The organism is Bacillus luti (assembly GCF_001884105.1).
In the GTDB taxonomy this organism is placed as follows: Bacteria; Bacillota; Bacilli; order Bacillales; family Bacillaceae_G; genus Bacillus_A; species Bacillus_A luti.
The window spans coordinates 30165-45217 of sequence record NZ_MACI01000068.1 but is presented as its reverse complement, the minus strand read 5'-3'; the positions used below and the strand labels follow the sequence as shown (position 1 = coordinate 45217).

The 15053-nt window shown below is 34.8% G+C and carries 19 protein-coding genes and 1 pseudogene; 4 read left to right on the top strand and 16 right to left on the bottom strand.

Features of this window, described 5'->3' with window-relative positions; all coding sequences use genetic code 11:
* Position 1: 1 nt before the first annotated feature.
* From BAQ48_RS15565 to BAQ48_RS15550, 4 genes are read right to left on the bottom strand one after another with little or no spacing between them, the layout of a single operon-like run.
* Positions 2–943 carry a serine hydrolase domain-containing protein gene (locus tag BAQ48_RS15565; protein WP_071711776.1) on the bottom strand — a complete coding sequence of 314 codons (942 nt, stop codon included), beginning with the start codon at positions 941–943 and terminating at the stop codon, positions 2–4.
* Positions 944–967: 24 nt separating this feature from the next.
* The gene (locus BAQ48_RS15560; RefSeq protein ID WP_071711775.1) at positions 968–1858 is read right to left on the bottom strand and encodes an AraC family transcriptional regulator; all 891 of its coding nucleotides are present in this window, start codon (positions 1856–1858) and stop codon (positions 968–970) included.
* A 48-nt stretch (positions 1859–1906) separates the two neighbouring features.
* Positions 1907–2377: a GNAT family N-acetyltransferase gene (locus BAQ48_RS15555; protein ID WP_071711774.1), complete on the bottom strand. Its 471-nt coding sequence runs from the start codon at positions 2375–2377 to the stop codon at positions 1907–1909.
* A 17-nt stretch (positions 2378–2394) separates the two neighbouring features.
* On the bottom strand, positions 2395–2802 hold the full coding sequence (locus tag BAQ48_RS15550; RefSeq protein WP_071711773.1) for a DUF3980 domain-containing protein: 408 nt from the start codon (positions 2800–2802) through the stop codon (positions 2395–2397).
* Positions 2803–2898: 96 nt separating this feature from the next.
* Here BAQ48_RS15550 and BAQ48_RS15545 point away from each other — a divergent pair, with 96 nt between their 5' ends.
* Complete coding sequence (locus BAQ48_RS15545) at positions 2899–3351, top strand: NUDIX hydrolase (protein WP_071711772.1); 453 nt, start codon at positions 2899–2901, stop codon at positions 3349–3351.
* Between the two features lie 33 nt (positions 3352–3384).
* Here BAQ48_RS15545 and BAQ48_RS15540 read toward each other — a convergent pair whose 3' ends face one another.
* Entirely contained in the window at positions 3385–4296 is a 912-nt protein-coding gene (locus tag BAQ48_RS15540) for a DMT family transporter (RefSeq protein WP_071711771.1), read from the bottom strand.
* 125 nt (positions 4297–4421) lie between these two features.
* On the opposite strand from BAQ48_RS15540, the gene pdxR reads away from it, so the two are divergent.
* Together pdxR and BAQ48_RS15530 are read left to right on the top strand one after the other, a co-directional pair.
* Entirely contained in the window at positions 4422–5864 is a 1443-nt protein-coding gene (pdxR, locus tag BAQ48_RS15535) for a MocR-like pyridoxine biosynthesis transcription factor PdxR (RefSeq protein WP_071711770.1), read from the top strand.
* Positions 5865–5945: 81 nt separating this feature from the next.
* Complete coding sequence (locus BAQ48_RS15530; protein ID WP_071711769.1) at positions 5946–6386, top strand: YaiI/YqxD family protein; 441 nt, start codon at positions 5946–5948, stop codon at positions 6384–6386.
* Positions 6387–6462: 76 nt separating this feature from the next.
* On the opposite strand, the gene BAQ48_RS15525 is transcribed toward BAQ48_RS15530, so the two are convergent.
* The 10 genes and pseudogenes from BAQ48_RS15525 to BAQ48_RS15490 all read right to left on the bottom strand — a co-directional run bounded on the left by BAQ48_RS15525 (position 6463) and on the right by BAQ48_RS15490 (position 13296).
* The gene (locus tag BAQ48_RS15525) at positions 6463–6786 is read right to left on the bottom strand and encodes a DUF3892 domain-containing protein (protein ID WP_071711768.1); all 324 of its coding nucleotides are present in this window, start codon (positions 6784–6786) and stop codon (positions 6463–6465) included.
* Positions 6787–6923: 137 nt separating this feature from the next.
* Positions 6924–7094, bottom strand: coding sequence for a hypothetical protein (locus BAQ48_RS27970; RefSeq protein ID WP_165613800.1), 171 nt, complete (start codon positions 7092–7094; stop codon positions 6924–6926).
* The gene (locus BAQ48_RS15520) at positions 7069–8070 is read right to left on the bottom strand and encodes a sensor histidine kinase (protein ID WP_071711767.1); all 1002 of its coding nucleotides are present in this window, start codon (positions 8068–8070) and stop codon (positions 7069–7071) included. Before BAQ48_RS15520 ends, BAQ48_RS27970 begins: the two co-directional genes overlap by 26 nt.
* Positions 8067–8738 carry a response regulator transcription factor gene (locus BAQ48_RS15515; RefSeq protein ID WP_071711766.1) on the bottom strand — a complete coding sequence of 224 codons (672 nt, stop codon included), beginning with the start codon at positions 8736–8738 and terminating at the stop codon, positions 8067–8069. Before BAQ48_RS15515 ends, BAQ48_RS15520 begins: the two co-directional genes overlap by 4 nt.
* Positions 8739–8772: 34 nt before the next feature.
* Positions 8773–9759: an alpha/beta fold hydrolase gene (locus BAQ48_RS15510; RefSeq protein ID WP_071711765.1), complete on the bottom strand. Its 987-nt coding sequence runs from the start codon at positions 9757–9759 to the stop codon at positions 8773–8775.
* A gap of 133 nt (positions 9760–9892) precedes the next feature.
* Positions 9893–10717, bottom strand: coding sequence for a DUF2785 domain-containing protein (locus BAQ48_RS15505; RefSeq protein WP_071711764.1), 825 nt, complete (start codon positions 10715–10717; stop codon positions 9893–9895).
* Positions 10718–10856: 139 nt separating this feature from the next.
* Positions 10857–11528 carry a nucleoside/nucleotide kinase family protein gene (locus BAQ48_RS15500; protein ID WP_071711763.1) on the bottom strand — a complete coding sequence of 224 codons (672 nt, stop codon included), beginning with the start codon at positions 11526–11528 and terminating at the stop codon, positions 10857–10859.
* A 112-nt stretch (positions 11529–11640) separates the two neighbouring features.
* Entirely contained in the window at positions 11641–12384 is a 744-nt protein-coding gene (locus tag BAQ48_RS15495; protein ID WP_071711762.1) for a metallophosphoesterase family protein, read from the bottom strand.
* Positions 12385–12397: 13 nt separating this feature from the next.
* Positions 12398–12511, bottom strand: a pseudogene (locus tag BAQ48_RS27615) (aminoglycoside phosphotransferase family protein); the annotation flags it as partial.
* Positions 12499–13296, bottom strand: a complete 798-nt coding sequence (locus tag BAQ48_RS15490) for a VOC family protein (protein WP_071711761.1) — start codon at positions 13294–13296, stop codon at positions 12499–12501. The pseudogene BAQ48_RS27615 and the gene BAQ48_RS15490, both read right to left, overlap by 13 nt.
* Before the next feature lie 207 nt (positions 13297–13503).
* On the opposite strand from BAQ48_RS15490, the gene BAQ48_RS15485 reads away from it, so the two are divergent.
* On the top strand, positions 13504–14406 hold the full coding sequence (locus tag BAQ48_RS15485; protein WP_071711760.1) for a sulfite exporter TauE/SafE family protein: 903 nt from the start codon (positions 13504–13506) through the stop codon (positions 14404–14406).
* Positions 14407–14447: 41 nt separating this feature from the next.
* Here BAQ48_RS15485 and BAQ48_RS15480 read toward each other — a convergent pair whose 3' ends face one another.
* Positions 14448–14897, bottom strand: a complete 450-nt coding sequence (locus BAQ48_RS15480) for a GNAT family N-acetyltransferase (RefSeq protein WP_071711759.1) — start codon at positions 14895–14897, stop codon at positions 14448–14450.
* Positions 14898–15053 lie beyond the last annotated feature (156 nt).

Genomic DNA, 15053 nt, shown 5'->3' with positions numbered 1-15053 from the left:
ATTAATCTTTTAAATAAGGAAGTATGCACCCTTTAATCAATTCCCATCTATCCCGTGCATTTGGTATAACTTCAGAAGCAATTACTACAACCAAATCCTGCTTCGGAATACAACAAATCATATTCCCACCATCACCCATTGCACAATATGAAAAGATTCCATCCTCTTCTCGTAACCACCATAAGTAACCATATTGATTTTGGTTCATTTCTGTTGATTCTTTTATCCATGATTTTGATAGTATTTGTTTTCCATCATAAATACCTTGATGCAAATACAAATATCCAAACTTAACCATATCTCTAGCTGTTAACGTAAGTCCCCAGCCACCCGTCGAAATACCGTTTGGATCATGAACCCATCCTTTCACATCTTTTCCGAATAAGTCATCGAATCCAAATGCTTTCATATTGTATTTTGGAATTTCTCTCATGCCGAGTGGCTGAAATAAGTATTCATTCGCAAATTCACGCGCACTTTTTCCTGTTACGCTCGTAATAATTGCTGATAGTACATGCGCTCCTGCAGATGAGTACTTAAAAGATCCGATTTCTCCGCCGTTCCCCATTCTATTAAGTGTATACTGTACCCAATCCTCTTGTGTACATAATTCTTCTAACGGTTCCTGCCAGTCTACGAAAGGATGTGGAGCTGTCATTGTCAACAGATGTCGTACTGTTATTTCAGATGAATTGACAGCATATTCTGGGAAAAACTCTATTACTTTTTGATCAACGCTTTTTATATAGCCCTTATCTATACATATCCCAATTAGGGCAGAGATTACCGTTTTTGTGACTGACGCTATATGAAATGCACCATTTGGACCATGACCGTTATAATAGTTTTCAAAAATATAATCCCCTTTTTGTACTACTAACATCCCATTCATATTTTCATATTCTTCTTTTATAATCAGATTTAACTTTTCAGCAGTTTTCATCATTCATTCCCCTTTAACCTATAATTAAAAAGGTTCGATAGGTACATATATATCAACTATATGTTTCTTTTCCGGGTGCCGTCTTGGGTCATTTTTATACATTTCAAAAGGATACGAGTCTCTCGGTTTATATCCGCTATTTGGAAGCCACTCACCGTATATAAAGTCCCATGCTCCTTTATATTCATCTTGGAATATTTCAAAATGACCTACCGCATACTTTCCAGAAGGTATTACCATTAGTCCAATGTCGCTCGTTTCTTCTACGGACCCATCCGGAATTGTTATACATAAACTAGTCCTTAACTGATGGTCCTCAGTAAATTCATGATGGTCATGGTAAATGGTTAATACTTGCGTATCCTCAAATACATGATAGTTTTGCTTAGCTGCGTAATGAAATAATTTCTCTATCATTTTTGGAAAAGCTATAGTTAACTCTTCATATGTACCGATATGTCTTATGTATGCGACGTTTATATTATCCGCTGTTACAATTTCAACATTACCTCGAACCTTCTTACATTCATTGTATTGAGAAGCTCTGCTTACGTCTTTGCAATTCTTGCTATTGTCGTTTCGATATTGAGATGGACTTATTCCGTAATGACCTTTAAATGTTCGGGAGAAAACTGCTGAATCTGTAAAGCCAAAATGGTAAGCGATATCCGTAATCGTCATATCTGTGCGATATGTAAGTAGATGTGTTGCTCTTTCTAACTTCAAGCGGTTTACATACCGCGATAATGGCTCGTCTACTATCCCTTTAAAAACCCGATGAAAATGAAATTTTGAAAATCCTGCTACATCTGCTAACTTTTCAATTGAAAGTGAATCATTTATGTTTGATTCTATATAATCTTGCACTTTATAAATGCGTCGTAAGTACTCATTTCTACTTTGTTTACTCTCCATATTTTTATCTCCTCACAACAAAAAGGCTAACCTAGCGCTAGCCTACTTTTACACATTTTTCAAAAACAAAACTCTACTCCCGCCGTTCCCGTCATAATTTGTATGTACCGATACGCCCTCTATTTCATCATCCCCATCCTCAATTCGAAAACCAATCTCCCTATGAAACTGTATCGATTTTTTATTAACTGGTGACGTAATTGCTTTTACAACTTTACGGTTACTTGCACGAGCAACATCAAAGAAATAAGAATACAATGTCGATGCGATTCCCCTTCTTCTATAATTCGGATTTACTCCGATAAAATGAACGTACGCTTCCTCTTTATGCGTTTGCGAAAAAAATCCGCATAAGAAACCTAACGTTTCTCCCTCTTCTTCAATGATAAAACTCGTTTCTTGAAAGTGAACGAAGAACAGTTTTGGCAACATGGCAGCCATGTCTCTCCCGCCCCACCAATCATTTAAAACCGAATGAATCTTTACATAATCTTCCCCTTGGATGTTTCTTACTCGCATATGTTTCTCCCTCTCACTCACTTCATTTTTTCATAAATTTTAATGACTGTTTCTACTAAAAGGATGAATACCCATATCCCGCAAAATACAAGAACTGACTGAAATATAGATCCTAGCATAACAATACTTATTAAGCCTAATTCCGATCCTGAAATGGACATTTCATCAAACCCCAGATTATGTATAAATGGACCAGTTGAAAAAGCCATAAAAATAGATGCTATTAAATAAATTACACTCATTATTTTTAATATTTTTATAGAAAGATATGAAGTTTGTTCTTGCTCCACTTGTGATAATTCGATTTCTCCGCTCGCAATTCCTTTTTGCAAACAGTCCTCACATAGAAATTCTTCCTTAATTTTTTTCCCACCGTGCAACGTACCTGTTATCTCTTTACAACGCGAACACTTTCGATTTATCATGTTGTTACCACTCCAATCCATTAAGATTATACTTATATAATTCTATTTTTTCCTTAATATTCCTTTTATGTATTTTATAGAAAGATGAGGTGTTTTATGATGTCTAAACTTACTTTTGGTTATAAAAAGCCTACTGAGCAATATGTATTACGACCTAGTTGTTATGCAATTATTTTTAACTCAATTTCTTCAAAGATTGCTATTATCCAAAAAGGAGAACGCTACTTTTTACCAGGTGGCGGTATGGAAGGTACTGAAACAAAAGATGAATGCTTACATCGTGAACTACTAGAAGAATTAGGATGGGCCATTGAAATTGAGCAGTATATCGGTAATGCAATGCGATATTTTTATGCTGCAAAGGAAGATGCATATTATTTAAACGATGGGTTCTTTTATATTGCGAACATGGTGCAGAAACAAACTGAAAACTGTGAGGAGGATCATGTTCTAAGGTGGATGTCTCCTTTACATGCTGTAGAGCTTCTCATTCATGATCATCAAAAATGGGCCATTGAACAAGCGCTTTTATTGCGAAACAAAAAATGATCTCCTTCTATATGAAAGAGATCATTTTTACTGTTAACTTACTTTTTTCAAATTGAGAGCAGGCTTTTTGATTCCGCCTTTTTTTACAACATATAAACCGATGAAGATAATAAATCCGCCAACGAGTTGCATCATATTAATTTGCTCTCCGATGGTTACTGCCGCGAAGATAACTGCGAACAATGGTACAAGATACATATAAACCATTACTTTCGTTGAACCAATTTGACTAATGCCAACATACCACATTGCTAGCCCAAAGATGGTCGCAAAGACGATTGAATATGCTAGTGATCCCCAGCTTGGCATGTCTACTGGCCATGTTAATGTGTTTACGTTGAATACACAGTATATAACGAGAGGTACAATTCCAATTAAAGTAGACCATGATGTGACTCTCATTGCGGAGTATTTTGTTATAAGAGGTTGCGCTAATATTGGGTACCATCCCCACGCAATTGCTGCGATTAATCCAATTATATTTCCGAGCCAAGCATACTCGTAAGTAGCTCCTCCTGTATGCCCTGTTAATAAAACGAATGCTGCACCAATAAATGCTACTATTGAACCAATTTGTACTTTCATCGAAAAACGTTCTTGTTTGTGTAATACCGCTAATATCCCTGTAAATATAGGTGACATCGCAATTAATAATGAGGCGTTCGTTGCTGAAGTATATTTCACAGATAGCATAAACATCGTTTGATACGTTGTCGTTCCAACGATGCCGACTGCTACTAATCGTAACCAATCTTTTCTTTCAATACGTAATGAGCGTTCCATCATAAAAGTAATAAGTAATAATACCGGTGATGCTACTAGAAATCGTAAACTATTAAATTGAATGGATGACATAAATGCCACGCCATACTTTCCAATTGTATAATTTGCTCCCCATACTAATGCTACTGATACTAGGAGCCATTCCATTTGCCATCGTTTCATCCGAATCTCCCCTTCCATATTTAGCATAGTAAAATTGGCTGGATAAAACACCGTCCAATTGGCTGTTTTTTTACCCAGCCAATTTGCTATACTTGATGTAGTGAAAAGATACGGAGGCGTTTTTTATGGAATGGAAGCTAGATAGTGACAGTAAAATCCCTATTTATCAGCAAGTTGTTGACTTTATTGAAAAACGTATTACATACGGAGAACTTCCTCCAGGAAGCTTCCTACCTTCAGAACGGAAATTAGCTACGCAATTAAATGTAAACCGAAGTACAGTAACGACTGCTTATAATGAACTTCGTGCTATGGGAATTGTAGAAAGTACGACTGGTAAAGGAACACGTGTAAGTACACATATGTGGGGCGTTTCTCCAACATTAACGCCGAATTGGAGAAATTTCGTAGAAGGTGGTACGTTTTTACCAAACTTACCGTTACTTCGCCATATTCGGGCAGAAATACAACAAAATGAAAATATCATTGATTTCGCAAACGGAGAGCTCGGTTGTAACCTCTATCCTCACAAGCAACTACAAACGATTTTACGAGAACAACCGCTAACACATTCATTAAGTTACGATCACCCGCAAGGCTATCTCCCGCTAAGACAAGCGGTCGTAAAATATATGAAGGAATATTTAAAAGTTGAAGCGACTGAACAATCCATTATGATTACATCCGGCGCACAGCAAGCACTTCACCTTATCGTGCAATGTTTATTAAATCCAGGTGATGCAGTCGCTTTCGAAAGTCCATCGCACTGTTATTCCTTGCCGTTATTCCAATCAGCAGGTATTCGTATTTTCCCGTTACCCGTCGATGAACACGGTATTAATCCAGACGATGTGCAAGAATTATATAGAAAGCATCGTATTAAAATGATCTTTTTAAATCCAAACTTCCAAAATCCTACGGGCACAATGCTGCATCCAAACCGTAGAAAAAAACTGTTATCACTTTGCGCAGACTTACGAATTGCGATCGTTGAAGATGATCCTTCTAGTTTACTTACACTAGAAAAGAAACAACCTTGCCCTACTTTAAAATCAATTGATGAAAATGGGACAGTCATTTATGTACATTCCTTATCAAAAATGATTGCACCAGGTTTACGAGTCGGCTGGCTTGTTGCTCCGCAGTCTGTCGTAGAGCGATTGTCCGATGCACGGCACCAAATGGAATTAGGAATGAGCATATTCCCGCAGTGGCTTATGCAGCAGTTTTTTGAAACCGTACCATTTCAATCCCATATCGTACCATTACGAAAACAACTAGCAGAAAAAAGAGACGTTATCGTCCGTGCCCTAAACGAGCAACTTCACGATAAAATCTCTTTTTCAAACCCGACCGGCGGTATATACATATGGGGAAAATTAAAAGAACCGATAAACGAAAAACAACTCATTATGCAAAGCTTAAAACAAGAAATAGCATTTATGCCCGGTAGTATTTTCGGCGCGAAAGATGGTTATATTCGTTTATCTTATGGAAAGGTACATATTGATCAAATTGAGGAAGGTATTTCTCGTTTGCGTGAGGCTATTTTGGTTTGTGAAAAATAACTTTTAGTAAAGAGATCTCGTTTGACAAAACCTAAATCTACCATTATTATCAACACGAACCTATTTATAGGAGTGATACCAATGAAAATTTACGTTGATGCAGATGCTTGTCCTGTAAAAGATGTGATTATTTTTGAAGCTACGAAGGCAGAAATTCCTGTTACACTCGTTACTAGCTTTTCTCATTATTCTAATGCAGAACAGCCAAAAGGTGTGGAAACAATTTATGTTGATTCTGGAGCAGATGCTGCGGATTACCGGATTATGCAGTTAGCAAAAAAAGAAGATTTAATCGTTACACAAGATTACGGTCTTGCTTCTCTCGCTTTAGCAAAAGGCTGTATCGTTCTTCATCATAAAGGATACAAGTATACGAATGAAAACATTGACCAACTATTACAAACACGTTATTTAAGTGCAATGGTTCGAAAAAGCGGCAAGCGTACAAAGGGACCTAAACCATTTACAGCAGAAGATAAAGAGAACTTTAGAGAACTCTTTAAAAGTGTGATTGCACTTTAGAAATGAACCTTCTATTTGTAGAGAAAGAAAAGAAGAGAATATCCAAATGAACATTCTCTTCTTGAGGTTTACCCTTTTAAAATGAAGGTAAATTGTCTAAATTATTTTCCTTTATACCATCCGCTTCACTACGTATAATATCCCTACCATACTTATGAAATACATCCACATGAGCTAACTTCCCTGATTTTGCTTCATTAAGAGCAGTAATATAATCTAACTCTCTTCCGCCGCTTGTTTTAAAAGCAATTAAATCCCCGTCATCATTTTTACGAACGGCAATTATTTGTTCTGCCCCTGAAACGACATTCTGAGCTACTTCAATATGAAGAAAATCCGCAATTACATATTTAATAAACTCATTATCACATATAAGCTCATGTATAGTTAGGGCTAACATTTCAATTCAACTAAAAAACTATCCTTTTTGTAGGAAACCGACAGAAAGGATAGTTTTTTAACTCTTTTTCTTTGCTTAAATGCTTATTTATGATGGAGTTGAGTGATGAACCACACACTCTAATTCGAAGACCCTTTTTAAAACCTACGCCATTTCTTCACCGTCTCCAATATAGTATCTTTAAAGACCGTACTCCATCCTTCTTCAGTTAAAAAATTTTGATTCCGTAATGACATGACTGGCGTTACTAATAAAACCTCAATTAGAATTGCAAATTGAAATTTATATCTTCTTTTGAGTGTTTTCAAATGAAAACATAGTCCCCTCACTATTTGATTGTAACGTGTATTTTATATCGAACATTTTTGATATATCTTCAATATTTTTTAAACCTAGTCCCGTTCCTTTACTATTTATATCAAACCCGATCCCGTTATCTCTAAAGGAAACTATATCATCACCTATGAGGATCTCAAGTTTTTTAGCTTTTGAATGTTTAAGGACATTTTGAAAAATGTTATCAAATAGTCTTTGAATCCATAACTCATTACTATCCCATATCAACTCTTTATCTTGTGGATTATATACTAATTCAATTTTATGAATGCTATATAAATAGCTCCATTTTTTAATCATATTTTCTATTAAATTATGTATATTCACTTCATCATTCACAATATAAGTATTCTCTAGGGTCTCTGTAGATTGAATATTAATTTCGTTAGTTAAATCACTTATATATTGTATCTGCTCATACATTGATTGAAGTACTGGTGCTTGCGCTTCGTATTCGCCTTCTAAATAATATAATTGTAATCTAACCGCAGTTAAGGGCGTATTAATATCATGCCGTAATTTATTTAATAGCTCTTTTTTTATTTGTTCCTGTTGTTGCAATTCTAATTCTCGATATGTCGTTCTTTCTATAAGCAAGTTTACTGACTTAATCAGTTCCCCCATCTCATCATCGCTTTTAACATCTATTATATTAGGGATTTTTTTATCACTAGCTAAATCTCGAATCGTTTGATTTAATACATTAATTTTATTTAATACTGTGTTAATCGATTTTGAAAATACAAAAGCTAATACTAATAGTGATAATAAAAATATAATTAGCATAGTAGGATATGCAAAGGATTCGTGAAAAGGAATGTTCTTATTTTTAGTTTTAAAGGCGGCATTATAAATAACCGATACAACAATGCTAATCGACAACAATAACAGAGGGACGCTAATAATAGCGGAGAATAGTAGTAACTGATATTTTTTCTTTAAGTTCATTTCTTCATAAAGGTATTTAGTCTATACCCTTCTCCATAAATATTTTGAATAATATCACCTGCTTTATCATCGATTTTGGTCCTGATTTTTTTTATATGTACGTTCATGATATTTTGATTTCTATCTTCGAGTTGCCATAAGTAATCAAAGAAGTGTTCTTTTGTTAGAATTCTATCTCTATTTTCATATAAATAGAAGAATATTTTACGCTCAATCGCAGTAAAAGCAACTTCATCACGCAAACCATTAATTAGAACCCTTTTATATTCTGCATCTATAAATAAATGTTTAATTTGCGTAAAAGTACCATATTGATTATCTAACATTTTCTGAATTCTTAACAATAATTCTCTAGGATCAAAAGGTTTTATCATGTATTCTTCTCCAATAGTTAAACCTTTTAGTTTACTATCAATATCATTCCGAGCTGATAGAAATATAATTGGGATATTTAATCCTAGATTTTTTATTTTCTTTGTAATTTGATAACCGTCTTCACCCGGTAACATAACATCCATTATGACTAAGTCTATTTCATGAATTACATCAAGAACATTCTTTCCTTCTTTCCTCCAATACACCTTATACTTCTCGCGCTGCAAAATTTTTTGTAATAAATCTCCTATCATCAAATCGTCTTCAACAATTAATATGTTATATTCTTTCATTATGTAGACCTTCCATCGCTAAAATAACAATAGCTTAGTTCTTCACTACTTTATTATTAATAAAATCCATAGCAAATTTGTATATTTCATCAGGAGCGTATAAATAAATACTATGTGTACCCTCAATTATTTTCACATCAGCTATTAATAACTTACTAGCAAACTCCTTATAATCTTCGTTTTTTTGCTTTGTATACTTCGAATCTTTATTTTGCCTAGCAATTGCATCTATAAATAAAATAGGTGTTTCTTTTGGGATTGATAAGAAATTTGATTTTTTACCGTTATTGTAGCTTTGTAAAAGTTCTTGCTTCATATCATCGTTAAAAGCTTGTTTATATGAAAGCGCTCTATAAATATCTTTTTCCTGTTCGTTTAAAAAGGATTGCCGAATGACTTCGGGATTATAAGTGAAAGAAGGAACTAATCTCTGAAAACCAATTTTCGTTAAAATATTCATCCCTTTTATTCTTAATGAATCAACTACACCTATTTTATGAGTTACATACTGTTTAGGTAAACCAATATCTAACGCAATAATCCCTTTTACTTCACTTGGATATTTCTGTGCCCAATAAATAGCCTCTATACCCGATAGAGAGTGTGGTACTAAAATGTATGGTGGCTTATTTCCACTTCGAATAAGCGCTTCTCTCGTTTGTTCTAATATCGTATCAATATCTCTATCATCTTGAAAAACATCACTGTACCCATAACCAGCTCTCTCAATTACAGAAATCTTGTTTTCTTTCGAAAATTCACTATACAAGCCTTTCAATTCATAAACAGGAGCGGCAATTCCAGATCCGGCCATAAATACAAACGTATCCTTCCCGCTCCCCTCATTATAAACATTCATTTTTTTATTATTGAAATTAATAAGTTCACCTTCATTATTTATTAATTTCGATTCCATTCTTAATTGATAGTTATGATATATAAATACAGCGCCTGTTCCAAGAAAAATAATGCTACTACACACTAAAAATATAATCTTTACTATCTTCAATAATTTTTTCATTTGACACCCCTTTCAGCCTATACTGAAAGGGTACAATGTAAAAATAAATTTCTAATAAATTTTTCAAAATTAATATTTTCTCTTTATTTCTAAGTATGGATTTCTTTTAAAACTTCCAATTCAAAGGCCTTTTTTAATATCTACGCAAATCCTTCAAAGTCTCCAATATATCATCTGTAAAGACTGTGCTCCCCTCTGTCTCTAAAACTCTGAAATATAAACTTCTTAAGAAAGCTCTAATATTTTGTACTAAAATAGCATGCTGCGGATGTCGGATGTCTTCAACATTTGCTATACTATGTAGCCAATTGCTCCACTCTTCTTCAGTTAAGAGATTTTGGTTATGTAACGACATAATTGGCGTTACTAATCTCTCATCCTCAAAGTGGATGTATACGTAGTCATTTAGGCGAACCTTTTGACGAACAGCGGCAAGAATCGCATATGAAAATTCACGATTTTGTATTGTACGAGCTAAAGCATCTAGCGCATCAGCAGCATGTGCCGTAGAATGTGCCCAGCCATTTCCTTCTACGTAACCTCTTACATCTTCTTCTAAATACACATATTCCAGCACTTGTTCTGCCACACTGTACAGTTGTTCTTCAGATAACAATGGTTCTCTTTCATGAACAGATAAAATAAGTGGCGGGATTAAAACAGAGAATGCACGTTTGAAAACAGAGTCTGTTCCCTTTTCACCAATTTTATAAAATAAATAATCCGGGCTAATTGCTTGTAACATTAGTCCTCGTAATTCTTTTTGTCTAAACACATCATTTGTAATCCACTTGTGAAGCGTACTATATATCAAATCATCACGCAGTTCTGCATCAGGTGATCCGATATAATCTAGCATCCACTGTGCATATGGATATGCATCTACGTCTTCTGGTACAGCATAATTGTTATTTTTAATTTGTTGTAGTTCTTCTTTTAGTTCTAGTACTTCATTCATTATATGTTCTATCCCCTTTTTATGTTTTTTAACTTGCCTTTTTTCCTTATCCCCTGGAAATTACTTCATAAAATTAATTTCATTATACGAGAATTATAACAATAAATATAAGGTTATACATATATTTATGATTACGCATTTACTCTCTTTCATGAAATATAACTTCTGGGTTTTCTAAATCACTATTCTGAAATATAACATCCGCACACTCTTTCGGATTATGCTCATCTATATACATTTTACGAGCTGCATGATATCTGTTCAAAAACATTTTCTCTGCTTCTTCATAACTTCCAAAAGCTTCAGTCTCTCGCTTCGCACCACGTTTTCTCGCAATCTCAAAATCTGTATCTACAAAAATTTTGTAATCAAATAAATGCTCAACGTCTTTTTTCAATAGGAATGTTCCATCTACTATTAATACCATATTTTGCGGGGCTACTAGCGGTTCATTCTGTACAGGAATATCCGTTATTAAGTTATGAGAAATCGTTTCATACTGTAAATTCCCATTAGGTCCTAAAGGCTTTAATAACCTTTCTTTAAAAGCTGTATAATCGTGCGCATCTTCATAATATCCTCTAGCAGATTCTTTACCTTGCGTATAGCGAATCACTCTCGGGTTATGAAAATCGTCAATACTTGCGCGTGTTACTGGTACTCCTCGCTTTTTTACTTCTTCCGCTAGTTCGTTTGCAAATGTTGTTTTTCCTGATGCTGTAATACCACTTACTCCCACTCTTGTTGGATGGGTTAAGTTTAATTTTAAAATATGATCTACAATTTCTTTCATGTGTTTTTTTCGGTTCATGATATTTCCTCCTACAATAAGTTTACATAACATAATTATGATTAATAATTTATGTCACTACTTGTCGGTAAGTCGATATCCTATGTCGAATCGTTGATATATTATTATTGGCTTACTTCCCCTTAAACCCTCGATATAAAGCAGTCCGTAACTCTTGTTTGTATTCTTCGATGTCTGGCATATCTAGTTCTTCTGCTAGTCTGATGGCTAATTCAATATCGTACGGTACTCGTACGAATTGGATGGAAAAACTCGCTGCTTCTTTGTCATTGTAAGTTCCTTCGAATATTAAATAGGAAGCTTGTGTAATTTCAAGAGGATTTCCTACACTACCGGCATTACATAACGTTTTCCCTCTGAAATTTTGGACGAATGCTTGGTGCACGTCACCGTAGCAAACAACATCTGGTTGTCTTTCGCCTTCTATATTTTCCGTCAAATCACTATTTTCGAACATACTAATACGTTCTTCTCTTGCAGCGTGTGGTTGAATTCTTTCATATAAACTTCTCGGTGAAGCGTGGAACATACGAATGAGTTTTCCGCTCATAAAAAACTCGATGGAAAATGGTAAACTTCTTAAGTACTCATTTTGTTCTTCTGATAGTTGTTTTTGATGCCATTTTAATGCTTCAAATTCAGTTGGTTTTGTAATGAAATCATCCCAGTTTCCCATTACAACTACTTCACATTCTTTACGAATGATTTCAATTACTTCGCTTGAATGAGGGCCTTTTCCGACTAAATCTCCAAGACAAATAATGCGCTCGATTCCTCTTAATTTAATATCTTGTAGCACAGATTCTAAAGCTGGAATATTACCATGTATATCTGAAATTATCGCTATTTTATCCATATGAATTCCTCCGTTATTTATTGTTTATTATATCTACATGTTGTGATTGATACCATTTTGGAATATAGGATGAAAAATGATTATGATCTTCTAAAATTCGGTTTACTCTCTCTTTCAATATATGTACAAACTACCTAACACTTCATGCTCTCGTTTATTTTCCCCTTTAAACTCCACTGCAAAAGGATGTTCGCCTTGATTCTTCAGGCATTTTAGCACTACTCCTTCGCCAATTGGTTCACAAAACTGTACATGAATGTCACCAAACGATACACTTTGACATTCCGCATTCCATTCTTCATTTTGTATAACTGTACTTGCAGTTAGCTCCATTATTTCTTTCCATTTCCGCACCGTTTCTCGAACATTTTTCACTGCGTAATGAATCGTTTCAATTTGTTGTACTTTGTTTTTATGTTCCGCGATTGTCCCAACGTTGCGTAAATCATTTCTTCTTTCTTCATCTGTTTCATTCCACTGTATAAAGAAAGGTAATTTCGGTCCGTTCTCTTCTTGCTTAACAAATAACATTTTCCATTCTAAAAGTCTGCCATCTTGTCTCATACGTTTCCCTTCAAATGGTCCTATCGTATGTAAACCGTGCTTACTCAACTTATCTGCCAGTTCTTCAATGGCATCTGTTCGGATTGCGATTTGTAGCATTCCTTCCCCATTTTGTAATTTCACCACTGTTTCTTGTACTAATGGATTGTCTGCTTCTTTCGCTTTTTCTTCATGCTGAACAGCTAAAAATTCTATATATGATAAATCAAAATAACATAAACTATTCCAAGTACCCCAATTCATATGCTCTCCGCCTAATGCAGTATGAAATCCAAGCACCTGCATTTGTTTTGCCGCTTCCTCTGGTGTACAATGCATCGCGTGAACGAGATGATCAAATAGTAACATGTCTTTCTCCCCTTTCTCTCCATCCTTTTATTGTATATTTTATTTTTCTTTCGTTCAATTCAAAAAACTTTAAAACCTAGTTGATTTATACGATTAATGTGTATTATAATAAAACAAATTTCATTATTGCTGATTGGAAAAACCAAAGGCACTTTTCTCATATGGGAAAAGTGCCTTTTTCATTTATTTATTACAGGGGGAATTTTTATGCAGAAATTAATTGTATTTGCTATTATCGGATTTTTCGCTCAATTGATTGATGGAGCACTTGGAATGGCGTATGGGGTAACCTCTACTTCACTATTATTAATGTTTGGTATCGCACCGGCTGTAGCTTCCGCTTCCGTTCACTTAGCTGAAGTCGTTACAACTGCCGCTTCTGGTGCATCTCACATTAAATTTGGAAACGTTGATAAATATACCGTTTCCAGGCTTACATTACCTGGAGCAATTGGCGCGTTTATTGGGGCATGTTTTTTAAGTAATTTACCTGGCGATGTAATTAAACCGTATATTTCCGTATTCTTATTCACTTTAGGGGTTTATATTTTATTACGATTTCTTATTCAAAAGAAAATTGTCGCTTCCAAAAAACGTATGTCTGCCAAACAACTTGTTCCGCTTGGCTTATTCGCTGGATTCGTCGATTCAACTGGAGGTGGTGGCTGGGGGCCAATTACGACGCCTGTACTACTTGCAAGAGGAAATGAAGCTAGAAAAGTGATTGGTTCTGTAGATACGAGTGAATTTCCTGTTTCACTCGCTGCAACAATCGGCTTTTTCATCTCACTTGGCTGGGAACAAGTAAGCTGGGTTTGGGTATTCTCCTTAATGCTTGGCGGCATTGTCGCAGCTCCAATTGCTGCATGGTTAGTACGCATCGTTCCATCTCATTTACTTGGCGTATTAGTTGGTGGCCTTATTATCTTTACGAATATACGTACACTACTTACAACATTTAAAGTGGATCCAACTATTATTTCGCTTTCTTACGTGGCAGTTGGTCTTGTCGTTATTATATCTATTTTTATTGCTGTCCGTAATCATTCCAATCGTTCTAATGCATCAACAGTTGGGTATCCGACAGATCAAAAACAGATACAACCGTAATTATGAAAAAATACCGCCCGATTCGTTTCAAGCGGTATTTTTTATTTTTCTATTTTCCAATTGATCATTGCTTCTGTAGTTTCTACTCTCTTCATATGTAATTTTTCTAACACACGGATTGAGCTATCATTTTCAAGAAGTGTCTCTGCAATAATCGTTTCTACTTCTCCTGTCTGAAAAGCCCACTTTATTAATTCACCTACAGATTCTGTAGCATATCCTTTATTCCAATATTTCTCAATAAAACCGTAACCAATTTCTACTGTACGATTCTCATCCGGTTTCCCTTTAAACCCTATATCACCTAATACGATGTCATCTTCCTTTCGAATGACATACCATGCGCCCCAAGGTAATAAAGCTGCATCTTTCTTTATGTTTTCTACATGTCCTACAATATGCGGACCACTGTTATACCCTTGCTCTTCAGCAACGCGAAGCTTCTCTTCTGTACACGGCACTATATATAGCCTTCCCGTTTCTAATTTCATCACAAATTCCCCTTTTCAATTAAACAATGCTTTAATTTTACTATAAAAATAAAGAATATTCACTCTTTATTTCCCTCCACACCACATTCGATAGTTATGTCGAATTATATTTTCAGAATTTTCTTTTATTTTTAAAGGGTTTTTCAATATTTTTTG

Bases quoted from the DNA above. Each gene is read 5' to 3' on its own strand.
- BAQ48_RS15565 (WP_071711776.1), bottom strand. From the start codon at position 943: ATGAAAACTGCTGAAAAGTTAAATCTGATTATAAAAGAAGAATATGAA.
- BAQ48_RS15560 (WP_071711775.1), bottom strand. From the start codon at position 1,858: ATGGAGAGTAAACAAAGTAGAAATGAGTACTTACGACGCATTTATAAA.
- BAQ48_RS15555 (WP_071711774.1), bottom strand. From the start codon at position 2,377: ATGCGAGTAAGAAACATCCAAGGGGAAGATTATGTAAAGATTCATTCG.
- BAQ48_RS15550 (WP_071711773.1), bottom strand. From the start codon at position 2,802: ATGATAAATCGAAAGTGTTCGCGTTGTAAAGAGATAACAGGTACGTTG.
- BAQ48_RS15545 (WP_071711772.1), top strand. From the start codon at position 2,899: ATGATGTCTAAACTTACTTTTGGTTATAAAAAGCCTACTGAGCAATAT.
- BAQ48_RS15540 (WP_071711771.1), bottom strand. From the start codon at position 4,296: ATGAAACGATGGCAAATGGAATGGCTCCTAGTATCAGTAGCATTAGTA.
- pdxR (WP_071711770.1), top strand. From the start codon at position 4,422: ATGGAATGGAAGCTAGATAGTGACAGTAAAATCCCTATTTATCAGCAA.
- BAQ48_RS15530 (WP_071711769.1), top strand. From the start codon at position 5,946: ATGAAAATTTACGTTGATGCAGATGCTTGTCCTGTAAAAGATGTGATT.
- BAQ48_RS15525 (WP_071711768.1), bottom strand. From the start codon at position 6,786: ATGTTAGCCCTAACTATACATGAGCTTATATGTGATAATGAGTTTATT.
- BAQ48_RS15520 (WP_071711767.1), bottom strand. From the start codon at position 8,070: ATGAACTTAAAGAAAAAATATCAGTTACTACTATTCTCCGCTATTATT.
- BAQ48_RS15515 (WP_071711766.1), bottom strand. From the start codon at position 8,738: ATGAAAGAATATAACATATTAATTGTTGAAGACGATTTGATGATAGGA.
- BAQ48_RS15510 (WP_071711765.1), bottom strand. From the start codon at position 9,759: ATGAAAAAATTATTGAAGATAGTAAAGATTATATTTTTAGTGTGTAGT.
- BAQ48_RS15505 (WP_071711764.1), bottom strand. From the start codon at position 10,717: ATGAATGAAGTACTAGAACTAAAAGAAGAACTACAACAAATTAAAAAT.
- BAQ48_RS15500 (WP_071711763.1), bottom strand. From the start codon at position 11,528: ATGAACCGAAAAAAACACATGAAAGAAATTGTAGATCATATTTTAAAA.
- BAQ48_RS15495 (WP_071711762.1), bottom strand. From the start codon at position 12,384: ATGGATAAAATAGCGATAATTTCAGATATACATGGTAATATTCCAGCT.
- BAQ48_RS15490 (WP_071711761.1), bottom strand. From the start codon at position 13,296: ATGTTACTATTTGATCATCTCGTTCACGCGATGCATTGTACACCAGAG.
- BAQ48_RS15485 (WP_071711760.1), top strand. From the start codon at position 13,504: ATGCAGAAATTAATTGTATTTGCTATTATCGGATTTTTCGCTCAATTG.
- BAQ48_RS15480 (WP_071711759.1), bottom strand. From the start codon at position 14,897: ATGAAATTAGAAACGGGAAGGCTATATATAGTGCCGTGTACAGAAGAG.